16 protein-coding genes are annotated in these 14560 nt (G+C 58.8%); 4 read left to right on the top strand and 12 right to left on the bottom strand.

The genetic code is table 11. From position 1 onward, the window contains the following. Nucleotides 1–3: 3 nt before the first annotated feature. From lspA to murJ, 4 genes are all read right to left on the bottom strand, one after another. Nucleotides 4–516: a signal peptidase II gene (gene lspA / locus ACYZTL_RS19760; protein WP_461953167.1), complete on the bottom strand. Its 513-nt coding sequence runs from the start codon at nucleotides 514–516 to the stop codon at nucleotides 4–6. Beyond that, nucleotides 509–3340, bottom strand: a complete 2832-nt coding sequence (gene ileS, locus ACYZTL_RS19755; RefSeq protein ID WP_461953166.1) for an isoleucine--tRNA ligase — start codon at nucleotides 3338–3340, stop codon at nucleotides 509–511. The genes lspA and ileS overlap by 8 nt, the downstream gene beginning before the upstream one ends. Further along, complete coding sequence (ribF, locus tag ACYZTL_RS19750; RefSeq protein WP_461953165.1) at nucleotides 3341–4291, bottom strand: bifunctional riboflavin kinase/FAD synthetase; 951 nt, start codon at nucleotides 4289–4291, stop codon at nucleotides 3341–3343. A gap of 129 nt (nucleotides 4292–4420) precedes the next feature. Then, nucleotides 4421–5959: a murein biosynthesis integral membrane protein MurJ gene (gene murJ / locus ACYZTL_RS19745; protein WP_461953164.1), complete on the bottom strand. Its 1539-nt coding sequence runs from the start codon at nucleotides 5957–5959 to the stop codon at nucleotides 4421–4423. Between the two features lie 252 nt (nucleotides 5960–6211). On the opposite strand from murJ, the gene rpsT reads away from it, so the two are divergent. Beyond that, a complete protein-coding gene (gene rpsT, locus ACYZTL_RS19740; protein ID WP_008028826.1) occupies nucleotides 6212–6487 on the top strand; it encodes a 30S ribosomal protein S20 in 276 nt (91 codons plus the stop codon). A 184-nt stretch (nucleotides 6488–6671) separates the two neighbouring features. Here the strand turns inward: rpsT and ACYZTL_RS19735 are convergent, their stop codons facing one another. The 5 genes from ACYZTL_RS19735 to rplU form a co-directional block, all read right to left on the bottom strand. Continuing rightward, the gene (locus ACYZTL_RS19735) at nucleotides 6672–7136 is read right to left on the bottom strand and encodes a CreA family protein (RefSeq protein WP_461953163.1); all 465 of its coding nucleotides are present in this window, start codon (nucleotides 7134–7136) and stop codon (nucleotides 6672–6674) included. Between the two features lie 12 nt (nucleotides 7137–7148). Beyond that, entirely contained in the window at nucleotides 7149–8267 is a 1119-nt protein-coding gene (proB, locus tag ACYZTL_RS19730) for a glutamate 5-kinase (protein WP_461954338.1), read from the bottom strand. A 123-nt stretch (nucleotides 8268–8390) separates the two neighbouring features. Further along, complete coding sequence (cgtA, locus tag ACYZTL_RS19725) at nucleotides 8391–9614, bottom strand: Obg family GTPase CgtA (RefSeq protein ID WP_008037904.1); 1224 nt, start codon at nucleotides 9612–9614, stop codon at nucleotides 8391–8393. A 193-nt stretch (nucleotides 9615–9807) separates the two neighbouring features. After that, complete coding sequence (gene rpmA, locus ACYZTL_RS19720; RefSeq protein ID WP_003215862.1) at nucleotides 9808–10083, bottom strand: 50S ribosomal protein L27; 276 nt, start codon at nucleotides 10081–10083, stop codon at nucleotides 9808–9810. Nucleotides 10084–10117: 34 nt separating this feature from the next. After that, a complete protein-coding gene (rplU, locus tag ACYZTL_RS19715) occupies nucleotides 10118–10432 on the bottom strand; it encodes a 50S ribosomal protein L21 (protein WP_003176051.1) in 315 nt (104 codons plus the stop codon). Nucleotides 10433–10672: 240 nt separating this feature from the next. Here rplU and ACYZTL_RS19710 point away from each other — a divergent pair, with 240 nt between their 5' ends. The 3 genes from ACYZTL_RS19710 (at nucleotide 10673) to ACYZTL_RS19700 (ending at nucleotide 12613) form a co-directional block, all read left to right on the top strand. Next, nucleotides 10673–11641: a polyprenyl synthetase family protein gene (locus ACYZTL_RS19710; RefSeq protein ID WP_461953162.1), complete on the top strand. Its 969-nt coding sequence runs from the start codon at nucleotides 10673–10675 to the stop codon at nucleotides 11639–11641. A gap of 166 nt (nucleotides 11642–11807) precedes the next feature. After that, on the top strand, nucleotides 11808–12149 hold the full coding sequence (locus tag ACYZTL_RS19705; protein WP_010467527.1) for a zinc ribbon domain-containing protein YjdM: 342 nt from the start codon (nucleotides 11808–11810) through the stop codon (nucleotides 12147–12149). A gap of 206 nt (nucleotides 12150–12355) precedes the next feature. After that, the gene (locus tag ACYZTL_RS19700) at nucleotides 12356–12613 is read left to right on the top strand and encodes a PA4570 family protein (protein ID WP_461953161.1); all 258 of its coding nucleotides are present in this window, start codon (nucleotides 12356–12358) and stop codon (nucleotides 12611–12613) included. 148 nt (nucleotides 12614–12761) lie between these two features. Here ACYZTL_RS19700 and ACYZTL_RS19695 read toward each other — a convergent pair whose 3' ends face one another. From ACYZTL_RS19695 to ACYZTL_RS19685, 3 genes are all read right to left on the bottom strand, one after another. Continuing rightward, a complete protein-coding gene (locus tag ACYZTL_RS19695; protein ID WP_461953160.1) occupies nucleotides 12762–13379 on the bottom strand; it encodes an FKBP-type peptidyl-prolyl cis-trans isomerase in 618 nt (205 codons plus the stop codon). 121 nt (nucleotides 13380–13500) lie between these two features. Further along, complete coding sequence (locus ACYZTL_RS19690) at nucleotides 13501–13812, bottom strand: DUF6482 family protein (RefSeq protein ID WP_461953159.1); 312 nt, start codon at nucleotides 13810–13812, stop codon at nucleotides 13501–13503. A 217-nt stretch (nucleotides 13813–14029) separates the two neighbouring features. After that, the gene (locus tag ACYZTL_RS19685; RefSeq protein WP_461953158.1) at nucleotides 14030–14518 is read right to left on the bottom strand and encodes a TIGR00645 family protein; all 489 of its coding nucleotides are present in this window, start codon (nucleotides 14516–14518) and stop codon (nucleotides 14030–14032) included. Between the last annotated feature and the right edge of the window lie 42 nt (nucleotides 14519–14560).

Here is a 14560-nt window from a genome sequence, read left to right as displayed (position 1 = left end):
TGTTCAGTCATGAACGGCTTCTCCAGTCTTCTTTGATTTGAACATGTCCAGCGCCAGCATCACGGCACCGACAGTAATTGCGCTGTCGGCAAAGTTGAACGCCGGGAAATACCAGCGGTTCTGCCAATGCACCAGAATGAAATCGATCACATGGCCCAGGGCGATGCGGTCATACAGATTGCCCAGCGCGCCACCGAGCACCAGGGCCAGCGCGATGGCAAGCCATGTTTCGTTGCGCCCCAGACGCTTGAGCCACACCACCAGTACCGCACTGACCACAACCGCGATCAGGGCAAACAACCAGCGCTGCCAGCCCGAGCTGTCGGCCAGGAAACTGAACGCCGCGCCGGTGTTGTAGGCCAGGGTCCAGCTGAAGTAATCGGGGATCACCACGATTTGCTGGTACATCGCAAGCTTGCCTTCAAAGTAGAACTTGCTGGCCTGGTCGATGACCAGGACCAGCAAACTCAACCAGAGCCAGCCCAGCCGTCCGAAACGGCCAATGGCATTAGGCATAGTGACGAACCTCGCCAGCGCCGCTGATGTTGTCGACACAACGACCGCAGATTTCCGGATGCTCCGGGTTCACGCCAACGTCTTCACGGCAGTGCCAGCAACGGGCGCACTTGGCGAAGGCCGACTTGACGATTTTCAGCTTCAGGCCGCTGACTTCGGTGACCACCGCATCGGCCGGAGCCTGCACGAACGGCGCAACGCTGGCGGTCGAAGTGATCAGCACGAAACGCAGTTCGTTGCTCAGCTTGGCCAGGTCGGCGCTCAGCGCGTCCTCGGCAAACAGTGTCACTTCGGCTTGCAGGTTGCCACCGACGGCCTTGGCCGCGCGCTGGATTTCCATTTCCTTGTTCACAGCGACCTTCACCGCCATGATCCGCTCCCAGTAGGCGCGGCCCAGTTCAACGTTTTCCGGCAGTTCGGTCAGGCCTTCGTACCAGGTGTTGAGCATCACCGATTCGTTACGCTCGCCCGGCAGGTATTCCCACAATTCGTCAGCGGTGAACGCGAGGATCGGTGCGATCCAGCGCACCAGAGCTTCGGAGATGTGGTACAGCGCGGTTTGCGCCGAACGGCGGGCCTTGCTGTTGGCGCCAGTGGTGTACTGACGGTCCTTGATGATGTCGAGGTAGAAACCGCCCAACTCCTGCACGCAGAAGTTGTGGATCTTGGAGTAGACGTTCCAGAAACGGTACTCGCCGTAGTGCTCTTGCAGTTCGCGTTGCAGCAGCAGCGTGCGGTCCACGGCCCAACGATCCAGCGCCAGCATTTCTTCGGCCGGCAGGATGTCGGTGGCCGGATTGAAACCGGTCAGGTTGGAGAGCAGGAAGCGCGCAGTGTTACGGATGCGCCGGTAGGCGTCCGCACTGCGTTGCAGGATCTGCTCGGACACCGCCATTTCACCCGAGTAATCGGTCGAGGCTACCCACAGACGCATGATGTCGGCGCCCAGGGTGTCGTTGACCTTTTGCGGCGCGATCACGTTGCCCAGGGATTTGGACATCTTGCGACCGGACTCGTCGACGGTGAAGCCGTGGGTCAGCAGCTCGCGGTACGGCGCGTGATTGTCGATGGCGCAACCGGTCAGCAGCGACGAGTGGAACCAGCCACGGTGTTGGTCCGAACCTTCCAGGTACAGGTCGGCGCGCGGGCCGGTCTCGTGGCCCATGGCGTGCGAACCGCGCAGGACGTGCCAATGCGTGGTGCCCGAATCGAACCAGACGTCCAGGGTGTCGCTGATCTTGTCGTACTGCGGCGCTTCATCACCGAGCAACTCGGCAGCGTCCATCTTGAACCAGGCTTCGATGCCTTCGACTTCAACGCGCTTGGCGACCTCTTCCATCAGCTCGGCGGTACGTGGGTGCAGCTCGCCGCTTTCCTTGTTCAGGAAGAACGGGATCGGCACGCCCCAGTTGCGCTGACGGGAGATGCACCAGTCCGGACGGTTGGCGATCATCGAGTGCAAGCGCGCCTGGCCCCAGGCCGGGACGAACTTGGTGTCCTCGATGGCTTTGATTGCGCGTTTGCGCAAGGTGTCGCCAGTGACCGGCTCTTTGTCCATGCCGATGAACCACTGCGCGGTGGCGCGGTAGATCAGCGGGGTCTTGTGACGCCAGCAGTGCATGTAGCTGTGTTCGATGACGGTGGTGTGCAGCAGCGCACCGACTTCGGTCAGTTTATCGACGATGGCAGGGTTGGCTTTCCAGATGAACTGGCCGCCGAAGAACTCCAGCGACGGTACGTAAACGCCGTTGCTTTGTACCGGATTAATGATGTCATCGTTGACCATGCCGTATTTCTTGCAGGTCACGAAGTCGTCTACGCCATAGGCCGGCGAGGAGTGAACCACACCGGTGCCAGCGCCCAGTTCGACGTAGTCGGCCAGGTAAACCGGCGACAGGCGATCGTAGAACGGGTGACGGAAGTTGATCAGTTCCAGCGCTTTACCGGTGGTGGTCGCGATGACCGAGCCTTCCAGGCTGTAACGGGTCAGGCACGATTCGACCAGCTCTTCAGCCAGTACAAGCAGTTTGTCGCCGACGTCGACCAGGGCGTAGTTGAATTCCGGGTGAACGTTCAGCGCCTGGTTGGCCGGGATGGTCCACGGGGTGGTGGTCCAGATCACGATCGAAGCTGTTTTGCCCAGCGATGGCAGACCGAAAGCGGCAGCCAGCTTGGCGTCATCGGCAATCGGGAACGCCACGTCGATGGTCGAAGACTTTTTGTTCTCGTACTCGACTTCCGCTTCAGCCAGAGCCGAACCACAGTCGAAGCACCAGTTCACAGGCTTCAGGCCCTTGAACACGAAACCGCCCTTGACGATTTCGGCGAGCGCGCGGATTTCACCGGCCTCGTTCTTGAAGTCCATGGTCTTGTACGGGTTGGCGAAGTCGCCCAACACGCCCAGACGGATGAATTCGGACTTCTGGCCTTCGATCTGCTCGGTGGCGTAGGCACGGCACAGTTCGCGGGTCTTGTCCGCGCCCAGGTTCTTGCCGTGGGTCACTTCGACTTTGTGCTCGATCGGCAGACCGTGGCAGTCCCAGCCTGGAACATAAGGCGCGTCGAAACCCGACAGGGTTTTCGAGCGAATGATCATGTCCTTGAGGATTTTGTTCAGCGCATGACCGATGTGAATCGTGCCGTTGGCGTACGGAGGACCGTCGTGAAGTACGAACTTCGGACGATCCTTGCCAATTTCGCGCAACTTACCGTACAGGCCAATGCTGTCCCAGCGCTGCAGAATCTGCGGTTCGCGCTGAGGCAGGCCGGCCTTCATTGGGAAGGCGGTGTCCGGAAGGTTTAGCGTGGCTTTATAGTCGGTCATTTATGGCTCTTCATTAGCGATTGGCGCTAGGTGCGACAGGGCACGGGCGGCGGCGACATCCGCATTGATCGCCGTCTTAAGCGCCTCCAGAGAGGCGAAACGCTGCTCTTCACGCAGCTTGTGGTGGAAAACCACCGTCAAACGCCGGTCATACAGATCGCCGGCAAAATCTAAAAGATGCACTTCGAGGTGGGCTTTGCCATCCCCTTGGACCGTTGGCCGCACGCCGATATTGGCGACGCCTGGCCTCGTCTTGCCGTCGATGTCGATGTCGACCAGGTAAACCCCGGTCAACGGCACGCGACGACGCTTGAGTTGTATGTTGGCGGTTGGCGTACCCAGTTGACGCGCCAGCTTCTGGCCGTGCAACACACGCCCGGTAATCTGGAACGGACGACCGAGCAGGCGTTCGGCCAAGGCAAAATCTGCAGCGGCCAGGGCATTTCGCACCTGGGTGCTGCTGACGCGAATGCCGTCCAGCTCAACGGTTTGCGCCGCTTCGACGGTAAAGCCCTGCATGACGCCGGCCTGTTGCAGGAAATCGAAATCCCCTACCCGGTCGCAACCGAAACGGAAGTCGTCACCGACTTCCAGGTGCTGCACGCCGAGGCCGTCCACCAGAATCGTATCGACGAATTCACTGGCGCTGAGCTTGCTCAGGCGCTGGTTGAAGGCCAGGCACAGGACCCGGTCGACACCTTCGTCAGCCAGCAGCTGCAGCTTGTCGCGCAGACGGGCGAGGCGCGCCGGCGCGGTCTCCGGGGCGAAAAACTCCCGGGGCTGCGGCTCGAAAATCACCACGCAGCTGGGTACGCTCAACTCGAGCGCTCGCTCACGCAGCCTCGCCAGGATAGCCTGGTGGCCACGGTGAACACCGTCAAAGTTGCCAATAGTGGCGACACAGCCCCGATGCTGGGGGCGCAGGTTGTGGAGGCCTCGAACCAGCTGCATAACACGCTTCTTGCTCATAAAGTGGTCGATTATAACCACACCCGGCGGCCGACGACAGGCAACACCGTAACCCAAAGTGATCGAGCCGACAAAACTGCCGGCCCGCCCGTGTTTATCGAGGCAAAACCCTCAGCTCAGCGCCTTGCGATTGAAGTCGCGCAAACGGAAGCCCATCAACAGCAACATGCCGAAATAAGAGACTACGCCGGCGCCCACCAGCGCGCCCAGACGCAGGAACCGCTCCAGCATGTGCCCCTGATCCCAGGCCGGCATAAAGTGCATCCCGACCAGCAACACCGCTGACATCACCAACACCGCGATCACCAGCTTGGCGCCAAACTTCGCCCAGCCCGGTTGTGGCTGGTACATCTGCTGCTTGCGCAGTTGATAGAACAGCAGCCCCGCGTTGAGGCAGGCACCGGCGCTGATGGCCAGCGCCAGCCCGGCGTGGGCCAACGGACCGATCAGCACCAGGTTGAACAACTGCGTAACGATCAATGTGAAAATCGCGATTTTTACCGGCGTGCGGATGTTTTGTTGCGCATAAAAGCCCGGCGCCAGCACTTTGATCACGATAATCCCGAGCAACCCGACCGAATAAGCGATCAGCGCCCGTTGAGTCATGGACGCATCAAAAGCGTTGAACTGGCCGTACTGGAACAGCGAAACCGTCAGCGGCTCGGCCAGAATCCCCAGCGCCAGCGAGCACGGCAACACCAGCATGAAGCACAGGCGCAGGCCCCAATCGAGAATCCGCGAATACTCGGCGCGGTCCTTGCTGGCGTAGGTCTTGGCCAGGGTCGGCAGCAGAATCGTGCCCAACGCCACGCCCAGCACCCCGGATGGCAATTCCATCAAACGGTCGGCGTAATACATCCACGACACGGAACCGGCGACCAGGAACGACGCAAAAATGGTGTTGATGATCAGCGAAATCTGGCTCACCGAAACGCCGAGAATTGCCGGCAGCATCTGTTTCATGACCCGCCAGACCCCACTGTCGCGCAGGTTCAGGCGCGGCAGCACCAGCATGCCGATCTTTTTCAGGTGCGGCAGCTGATAGAGCAATTGCGCGAGGCCACCCGCCAGTACCGCCCAGCCCAGCGCCATGACAGGCGGATCGAAGTACGGTGTCAGGAACACCGCGAAGATGATCATGCTGACATTAAGCAGGGTCGGCACGAAGGCCGGCACCGAGAAGCGGTTATAGGTGTTGAGGATCGCCCCGGCCAGTGAAGACAGGGAGATCAGCAAGATATAAGGGAAGGTTACCCGCAACAGGCTGGACGTCAGCTCGAATTTTTCCGGGGTGTTGGTGAATCCTGGCGCTGTCGCCCAGATCACCCATGGCGCCGCGAGCATGCCCAACGCGGTGACCAGCGCCAGTACCAGCGTCAACAGACCGGAGACATAGGCAATAAAGGTGCGCGTCGCCTCCTCGCCCTTCTGGCTTTTATATTCGGCAAGAATCGGCACGAACGCCTGGGAAAAGGCCCCTTCGGCGAAGATCCGGCGCAGCAGATTGGGCAGTTTGAAGGCGATGAAGAAGGCGTCCGTCGCCATTCCCGCGCCAAATGTACGCGCAATGAGGGTGTCACGGACAAACCCGAGAATCCGGGAAAGCATCGTGATAGAGCTGACGGCGGCCAACGATTTGAGCAGATTCATTGAAAGAGTTTGTGCCTGTCGATAAACAGCAGGCGAACAAAGCGCCCACTTATGCGATACTCCGCGCCGCAGCAGCACAGAGCCAAAGCTCGCGAGTTTACAGGTCAAGCGCCGGAAATAAATATCCCGCCTCTTTATACCTACCACTTAGCGGAACGTCTCAACCGCCCTTGACAAGACATCAACTCATCGGCATGATTCGCGGCCTATTTTGTTTGCTATTTCCTAAAAAGTCTTTCGAGGAGCTCGACGGTGGCCAACACACCTTCCGCCAAAAAACGTGCAAAACAGGCTGAGAAGCGTCGCAGCCACAACGCCAGCCTGCGTTCCATGGTTCGTACCTACATCAAGAATGTAGTTAAGGCCATCGACGCAAAAGACGCTGAAAAAGCTCAAGCTGCTTACGTTCTGGCCGTGCCAGTTATCGACCGTATGGCCGATAAAGGCATCATCCACAAGAACAAGGCTGCTCGCCATAAGAGCCGCCTGAATGGCCACGTCAAGGCTCTGAACCTTGCCGCTGCCTAAGTAACACGCTTGTTAAAAAACCGACCTCAGGGTCGGTTTTTTATTGCCTGCGATTTGGTGAAAACACCGCAAAAAAATGTGGGAGCGGGCTTGCTCGCGAAGGCGGCGTGTCAGCTGACATACATGTCGCCTGATACAACGCTTTCGCGAGCAAGCCCGCTCCCACATTTGGATTTTCGCTAGCTTATTGAGCGTGCGCCCACGGCAAAATCGGGATTGCCGTCACCGCGTTTTGCGGGCTGCCTTCGATCAAGCGATCGCTGTAAACCAGATACACCAGCGTATTGCGCTTCTTGTCGAGGAAGCGCACCACCTGCATGGTCTTGAACACCAGCGAGGTACGCTCCTTGAACACTTCCTCACCATCCTTCAACTCACCCTTGAAGTTGATCGGACCGACCTGACGACACGCAATGGACGCCTCAGCGCGATCTTCAGCCAGGCCCAGACCACCCTTCACCCCGCCAGTCTTGGCCCGGGACAGGTAGCAGGTCACGCCTTCGACCTTCGGATCATCAAACGCCTCAACGACGATACGGTCATTCGGGCCGACGAACTTGAACACCGTCGACACCTGACCAATTTCCTCGGCCGAGGCCAGCAGCGGCATTGCCAACAGCAGACCCAACAATCTTTTTGCCACACGCATTCAGGTATTCCTTCAGACCAGGATCAGGTTATCGCGGTGAACCAGTTCCGGCTCCGCCATGTAACCCAACAGACCGACAATCGCCTCAGACGACTGACCGATGATTTTCTGCGCTTCCAGCGCGCTGTAGTTGGCCAGGCCACGGGCAATCTCACGACCATCCGGCGCCACGCACACCACCATTTCGCCACGGCGGAAACTGCCCTGGACCAGCTTGACGCCGACCGGCAACAGGCTTTTGTTGCCTTGGGACAACGCCGTCACCGCACCCGCATCCAGCACCAGCGTACCGCGGGTTTGCAGATGGCCGGCCAGCCATTGCTTGCGCGCTGCCAGCATGCCGCGCTCAGGCGACAGCAAGGTGCCGATGCGCTCGCCCGCTTTCAGGCGGTCCAGCACACGCTCAAGGCGCCCACCAACGATGATGGTGTGCGCACCTGAGCGCGCCGCCAGACGCGCCGCACGCAATTTGGTTTGCATACCGCCGCGCCCCAGCGCACCACCAGTACCACCAGCCACGGCGTCCAGCGCCGGATCATCGGCACGCGCCTCGTAGATCAGCTTGGCATCGGGGTTGTTGCGCGGATCGGCGTCGAACATGCCGTCGCGATCGGTGAGGATCACCAGTAAATCAGCTTCGACCAGATTGGCCACCAGCGCTGCCAGCGTGTCGTTGTCGCCGAAACGGATCTCGTCAGTAACCACGGTGTCGTTTTCGTTGATCACCGGGATCACTTTCAACTCGACCAAGGCACGCAAGGTGCTGCGGGCGTTCAGGTAGCGCTTGCGGTCGGACAAGTCGTCGTGCGTCAGGAGAACCTGCGCAGTGTGCCGACCATACTCGGCAAAGCTCGACTCCCAAGCCTGAACCAACCCCATCTGACCGATGGCGGCAGCCGCCTGCAGCTCGTGCATCGCACTGGGTCGTACGGTCCAGCCCAGACGGCTCATGCCCGCTGCCACCGCCCCGGAGGACACCAACACCAGCTCGATGCCCGCTTCATGCAAGGCCACCATCTGCTCGACCCAGACACCCATTGCCGCGCGATCCAGACCCTTGCCGTCCGCCGTCAGCAACGCGCTGCCGATTTTCACGACCCAACGCTGCGCACCTGTCACCTTGCTCCGCATCATCTTCAACCTTAGCTTGAGGACAGCGCGACCCAGCGCTGTCCGTAACGTTATTCGTGACTACCGATTTCCAGATACCAAAACGCCGCTCGATTGAGCGGCGCTTAAGTTTACTGCAACGAATCAGTCGCGCACGTAAATGATTTCCGGACCATCTTCATCATCCACGTCTTCTTCGTCCCAATCATCGTCGCCGATGTCATGGACCGACTTCACGCCACTGCGACGCAGGGCACGCTGGTCATCCAGCGCCTGCAACTGGGCGCGGGCTTCGTCTTCGATGCGCTGATCGAGCTCGGCCAGCTCTTCTTTGTAGGCCGGATCGTTAGCCAGACGGTCAGCACGATCTTCCATGTAACGCATGATGTCGTGGCACAGACGCTCGGTGCCGAGCTTGGAAATGGCGGAGATCACGTAAACCGGACCAGTCCATTCCAGGCGATCGACGATTTCCTTGACGCGAGCATCGTGCTCTTCTTCGAGGATCTGGTCGCACTTGTTCAGCACCAACCAACGATCACGCTCAGCCAGAGACGGACTGAACTTGGTCAGTTCGCTGACAATCACTTCAGCTGCATCCGGGGCGCTGGTGTCATCGAGCGGCGCCATGTCGACGAGGTGCAGCAGCAAACGGGTACGCGACAAGTGCTTGAGGAAGCGAATCCCCAGGCCCGCGCCATCGGAAGCGCCTTCGATCAGACCCGGAATGTCCGCGACCACGAAGCTTTTCCAGCGATCGACGCTGACCACGCCCAGGTTCGGCACCAGCGTGGTGAACGGGTAGTCGGCGACTTTCGGCTTGGCAGCCGATACCGAACGAATGAAGGTACTTTTGCCAGCATTCGGCAAGCCCAGCAGACCGACGTCCGCCAACACCTTCATTTCCAGCTTCAAATCGCGCGCCTCACCCGGTTTACCCGGAGTGGTCTGACGCGGAGCGCGGTTGGTACTGGATTTGAAACGGGTGTTGCCCAGACCGTGCCAGCCGCCGTGAGCCACCAGCAGTTTCTGACCCGCCTTGGTCAGGTCGCCGATCACTTCTTGAGTGGCGGCGTCAATGACCGTAGTGCCAACCGGAACACGCAGCACCAGCTCTTCACCTTTCTTGCCGGTGCAGTCGGTGCTTCCGCCGTTGGAACCGCGCTCAGCATCGAAATGCCGGGTATAGCGGTAGTCGACCAGGGTGTTGAGGTTTTCGTCGGCGATCATGTAGACCGAGCCGCCATCACCACCATCACCGCCGTTCGGACCACCGTTCTCGATGAATTTCTCGCGACGGAAGCTCATGCAACCGTTGCCGCCGTCACCGGCCTTTACTCGAATCGATACTTCATCAACAAACTTCATAACAAAACGCCTCTCGCCATACGGACGAGCCGAAAAAATCCAGACATAAGACTCTTGCAAAAATGAGCGCAGCGACCTCAATCAACGACCGCAAATCCAGCGCTGGAGCCCATTACAAACAGCTTTGCAAGAGACTCACCCCACAAACGAAAAAGCCCCGTCGCAAGACAGGGCTTTTCCAGCATCTACGTAATTATGCCGCGACGACTTCAGTCTTCGGGACAATGCTCACGTAACGGCGATTGAAAGCGCCTTTTACTTCGAACTTGATCACGCCGTCGATTTTAGCGAACAGAGTGTGATCTTTACCCATGCCAACACCGTAACCGGCGTGGAATTGGGTGCCGCGCTGACGCACGATGATGTTGCCCGGAATGATAACCTGGCCGCCATACATCTTCACGCCAAGGCGTTTGGCTTCTGAGTCGCGACCGTTACGGGTACTACCACCAGCTTTTTTGTGTGCCATGAGTCAATTCTCCTAGTGAGGAATTAGGCTGAAATTAAGCCTGAATACCGGTGATTTTGATCTCGGTGTACCACTGGCGGTGGCCCATACGCTTCATGTGGTGCTTACGACGACGGAACTTGATGATGCGGACTTTATCGTGACGACCTTGGGAGATCACTTCAGCCACAACGGTAGCGCCGGCAACAACTGGAGCGCCGATGTTCACGTCATCGCCATTGGCGACCAACAGAACGCGATCAAAAGTAACGGATTCGCCAGTAGCGATTTCCAGTTTTTCGATCTTCAGGTATTCACCTGGGGCGACCTTGTATTGCTTGCCACCAGTAACAATTACTGCGTACGACATGGTATTTCTCCGATAATCCTGCTCACCCAGCTCTTTATAAGAAGAGGTATTGGCTGGCATGGCTGCATAGGGCTGGAAGGCCTGTTTGCAATTGCGTAAGGCAGGTGCTGCCCAGGAAGTTCAGGGTGCGCGATTGTACGCAAGCTGCCGGAGCGATGCAAGAGGCCGTCCATCGCGCCTTGACACCCGCCGACGTGGGTCCTAGCATGCCGCGCAACCCTTCTGGAGCAACTGTCGCTGATGCAACCCCAAGCTTTCTACCGCGCGGTGGCGGACGATTTTAGCGCCGTCGACGGCATCATCAAGAAGCAGCTGACTTCCCGAGTGCCGCTGGTATCGAAAATCGGCGACTACATTACCTCGGCTGGCGGTAAACGCCTGCGTCCTTTATTGGTGCTGCTGTGTGGCAAGGCCCTTGGCCGCGAAGGCGACGACCTGCGTCTGCTGGCCGCGACCATCGAGTTCCTGCACACCGCCACCCTGCTGCACGACGACGTGGTCGACATGTCCGGCATGCGCCGTGGCCGCTCGACCGCCAACGCCATGTGGGGCAATGCGCCAAGCGTACTGGTGGGCGACTTCCTGTATTCGCGTTCCTTCGAAATGATGGTCGAACTGGGCTCCATGCCGGTCATGAAGATCCTTTCGCAAGCCACGCGCATCATCGCCGAAGGCGAAGTGTTGCAGCTGTCGAAGGTTCGCGACGCCAGCACCACCGAAGAAACTTACATGGAAGTCATCCGCGGCAAGACCGCGATGCTCTTCGAAGCCTCGACCCACAGTGCGGCGGCCCTGTGCGAAGCGACGCCGGAACAGGTCGAAGCCCTGCGCACCTTTGGCGATCACCTGGGCGTGGCCTTCCAACTGGTCGACGACCTGCTGGACTACAAGGGCGACGCGGAAACCCTGGGCAAGAACGTCGGCGACGATCTGGCCGAAGGCAAGCCGACCCTGCCGCTGATCTACACCATGCGCGAAGGCACTCCGGAACAGGCGGCACTGGTGCGCAAGGCGATCCAGAAAGGCGGCATTGAGGACCTGGAAAGCATCCGTGAGGCCGTTGAGGCTTCCGGTTCCCTCGAGTACACCGCGCAACTGGCCCGCGACTATGTGGCCCGCGCGATCAAATGCCTCGATGCGCTGCCGGCCAGTGAATACCGCGACGCATTGGTGGAATTGAGCGAGTTTGCGGTCGCCCGCACGCACTGATATTCAAAGCAAGATCAAAAGATCGCAGCCTTCGGCAGCTCCTACAGGTGTACACAAAACCTTGTAGGAGCTGCCGCAGGCTGCGATCTTTTGCTGTCAGCCCCTCATTCGAATAAAACCCTATACAATGTGCGCTTTTTAGCGATCCTGAATCCAAGGAGCCTTAGTGAGCACGTTGCCACCCTGCCCGAAATGCAATTCCGAATACACTTACGAAGACGGCGCGCAGCTGATCTGCCCCGAGTGCGCCCACGAGTGGTCCGCCAGCGGCGAAGCTGAAGCAGCGTCCGATGACACCGTGAAAAAGGATTCCGTAGGCAATGTCCTGCAGGACGGCGACACCATCACCGTGATCAAGGACCTCAAGGTCAAAGGCACGTCGCTGGTGGTCAAGGTTGGCACCAAGGTCAAGAACATCCGTCTGTGCGATGGCGACCACGACATCGACTGCAAGATCGACGGCATCGGCCCGATGAAGCTCAAGTCCGAGTTCGTCAGAAAAGTCTGAACCTGCTGTACTCCATCCCGCGCCCGGCGTGGGATGGCGCTTATCCCTCCCCCGCTTCATCCAGCATTTCCTCGCAGTAGCCAAACGCCAGCCGTTTTGACCCTACGCAATCTTTACCCGGAAAAAATCACAAACCGCCAATAGGCCCTTGCTATTTAATGAATAAGAATTATTCTCATTGAAATCCATCAATGGAGATGAGACACATGACTTATTTGATCGATGCCTGGCTGGACCGCCCACACCCTTACCTCAGGATTCTGCATCGGGAAACCGGGGAAGTCTGTGCGGTGCTTGAAGAAGAAGCCTTGAACGAGCTGCAGGATCAGGGTGATCTGGACGTCAACGGCTTGAGTTCCAGCGAGCCGGTGGTGCTCAAGGAACTGGTGCGCAATCTGTTTCTGTTCTGCTATGCCCGGGCGCTGCGCCCGTCGAGTGAACTGCACCACAAGATCGAAATATGAAGCGTACACGCAAGATGTCGGAGCAGGCCCTGTGGGAGCGGGCTTGCTCGCGAAAGCGATCTGACATTCAACACTAATGTTGCCTGACACTCCGCCTTCGCGAGCAAGCCCGCTCCCACATTTACCGGGCCACTCCCACACTCGGGCCTTACAGAACGTCGAGCAGCTCGACGTCGAAGACCAGTACGCTGTGCGGCGGAATGCTGCCAACGCCTTGAGCGCCGTAAGCCAGTTCGCTCGGCACGTACAGACGCCATTTGCTACCGGCGTTCATCAGTTGCAGGGCTTCGGTCCAGCCAGCGATCACGCCGCCCACCGGAAATTCTGCTGGCTGACCACGATCGTAGGAGCTGTCGAACACAGTGCCGTCGATCAGGGTGCCGTGGTAGTGAGTACGCACGGTGTCTTCACGGGATGGCTTGGCGCCTTCACCGGCGGTCAGCACTTCGAATTGCAGACCGGAAGCCAGGGTGGTGATGCCATCGCGCTTGGCATTTTCAGCCAGGAAGGCCAGGCCTTCGCCCGCGGCTGCTTCAGCTTTGGCAGCGGCTTCGGCTTGCATGATTTCGCGAATGACCTTGAAGCTGGCGGACATTTCTTCCTGACCTACGCGGCTTTCCTTGCCGGCGAACGCGTCGGTCAGGCCTGCCAGGATCGCGTCCAGGCTAACGCCCGGTGGCGGGTTGTCGCGCAGTTGGTCGCCCAACTGACGGCCAATACCGTAGCTGACGCGGGTTTCGTCGGTGGACAGATTTACTTCGGACATGACACTGCTCCGCTGTGCGGACGGCCCTGGAACTTGCCGTGCGTGCACAGCGCGTCCCGGAGCGCCCGGAACCAAAAGGGCCAGCAGACTAGCACAGATGTCGTTGCGCTGATGAGGGGCGTCAGTGTCGCCAGGCAGAACCGATGTTGATCGGCACCTTCAGGCTTTCCTCTGCATTTGCACCCAACCCGCACATTTCATCATGAACCGAGGTGTGCACAAGGTTGAACGGCAAGGTGGGAAAGGCATGAAGCACTTCACGCGCATGCTCGACCGAACGCAGGTGAATGGCCTGGCCATGGGCATCATTCAAGGGGTACGCAGAACCATGCATGCGCGCCTCCAGCAGGTAGATTCCGCCTTCCATGGAGATCAGGTTCAGCTCATCGACCTTCCCGGCGATGGCGTAAGCACGTAACTCTACGAAGTTCATGGAACGCACCTCACACAGTGGCGAGACAACATGCTTACAGGCATAGGCCTCAGCGCATCAAAGTACAAGCCAAAAACGGCACCGCCCGTCTGTTTCACAAACGTGTGGGAGCGGCGGTGGGACGATTCGACTTGCTCGCGAAGGCATCACCTCGGTCTGACGGTAAACCGCGGTGCTGCCTTCGCGAGCAAGCCCGCTCCCACAGAGACAGTGCGAATCAGTGCTTGGTGAGTTTGTCCAGGTAACCCATGGCAAAGGCCGACACCACGAAGGTCATGTGAATGATCACGTACCACTTCAAATGCTCGGGATCGATGTTCTTGGCGTCCATGAAAACCCGCAGCAGGTGAATGGACGAAATCGCCACGATGGACGCCGCGACCTTCATCTTCAACGAAGACGAATCCATGGTGCCCAGCCAGTTGAGCTTCTCTTTGCTGTCGTCGATATCCAGCTGAGAGACGAAGTTCTCGTAGCCGGAAATCATCACCATCACCAGCAACCCGCCCACCAGCGCCATGTCGATCAGCGACAGCAGCACCAGGATCAGGTCCGATTCAGCCATCGAGAACACGTTGGGAATGACGTGGAAGACTTCCTGGAAGAATTTCAACGCCAGAGCCAGCAGACCGAGGGACAGGCCGAAGTAGATCGGCGCCAACAGCCAGCGGGAGGCGTACATTGTATTTTCGATAAAGCGTTCCATTGAATCTCACACGTGGACTGGAAATGGCCGCGAGTATACCAG

Source organism: Pseudomonas sp. LB3P81, from assembly GCF_054897965.1.
This window is presented reverse-complemented; position numbering and strand designations above follow the sequence as displayed.